Raw genomic sequence first — 1,150 nt, forward strand, 5'->3', positions numbered from 1 at the left:
TTCGTAGACTGTCATAGACAGCCAGAAACTAGTGTATGGTGGAGCTGGGGGGAATTGAACCCCCGTCCAACATCCTTCTGAACCAAGGTCTACCATCCATAGCCATGTCTATTTTTTAACTGTTCAAGCTCCGACTGGCAGGATATTGAACAGCTGTCCCGATTGGTTTTAGCGCTTCATCTACGGGCGAAGACTGCCACGCGATCCTGTGTGAGATGACTCTCCTAACCCTATCCCACAGGCAAGCGTAGGTGGAGAGTCCAGCCTTAAGCGGCTAGAGCGTAGTTTTCGTCGTTTGCGACTATATATTGGTACGGTTGATTTACGTGATCGCGCACCGCTCACGGGAGGCACTTGGAGCATCCGCGACATTGTCGAATCCAGAACAGCCCCAAAATGTTTTCGCATTGTACTCAAACACTTAGATCAGGTCCACCGATGATTTCAGCAGACAGGCATCAAGTGGATCATTCAGTTAATTGGGGTTAGCTTGCCATTCTTCAATGACTTCTTTCGCTGCACGAAAAGCTTCCTGACCTGCGGGCGCACCACAGTAGACAAAAGAGTGCAGTAATACTTCCTGTATATCTTCTACAGAACAGCCATTCCGCAGCGCTCCTCTGACATGCCCTTTTAACTCGGTTGGTGCTTTTAGTGCAGCAAGCATTGCGATAGTAACTAAACTTCGCACCTGCTTGGGCAAGCCCTCTCGCTGCCAGGTTGATCCCCAGGCGTGCTCACAAATCCAGTCCTGCATTGGCTGGGTAAACTCAGTCGCAGACGAGAGTGCGCGCTGTACGTACTCTTCACCCATGACTTCAATTCTGGTAGCAAGACCCTGATCTAAATCCTGTTGAGACATCACACGCTCCTGGCATTCTTAGCCCGCTGAAAGAAGAAGCGTATCCGATTCGGCAGAAATTACGATAGACCCTTAGTTACAGGAGACATACCAGAAAGCCCATCAGTATTTTAAAAAAAAGCCAAAAAGCAAAACCCCTGACCGTTACCGATCAGGGGGTGCTGTAGTTGATGCCTGGCGATGACCTACTCTCACATGGGGAAACCCCACACTACCATCGGCGCTGACGCGTTTCACTTCTGAGTTCGGGATGGAGTCAGGTGGTTCCACGTCGCTATGGTCGCCCTT

At 50.2% G+C, this 1,150-nt stretch carries 1 protein-coding gene, 1 rRNA gene and 1 other RNA gene; all 3 read right to left on the bottom strand.

The window, feature by feature from the left end; genetic code table 11:
* Positions 1 to 36: 36 nt before the first annotated feature.
* The 3 genes from ssrA to rrf all read right to left on the bottom strand — a co-directional run bounded on the left by ssrA (position 37) and on the right by rrf (position 1,150).
* Positions 37 to 393: a transfer-messenger RNA gene (gene ssrA, locus WH50_RS25865) on the bottom strand.
* Positions 394 to 475: 82 nt separating this feature from the next.
* Complete coding sequence (locus WH50_RS25870; RefSeq protein WP_110190373.1) at positions 476 to 862, bottom strand: carboxymuconolactone decarboxylase family protein; 387 nt, start codon at positions 860 to 862, stop codon at positions 476 to 478.
* 172 nt (positions 863 to 1,034) lie between these two features.
* Positions 1,035 to 1,150, bottom strand: a 5S ribosomal RNA gene (rrf, locus tag WH50_RS25875).

Source organism: Pokkaliibacter plantistimulans (assembly GCF_003194385.1).
Classification (GTDB): Bacteria; Pseudomonadota; Gammaproteobacteria; order Pseudomonadales; family Balneatricaceae; genus Pokkaliibacter; species Pokkaliibacter plantistimulans.

What these genes read in the sequence shown, in the direction of transcription:
- WH50_RS25870 (WP_110190373.1), bottom strand. Translation starts at nt 862, where the DNA reads ATGTCTCAACAGGATTTAGATCAGGGTCTTGCTACCAGAATTGAAGTC.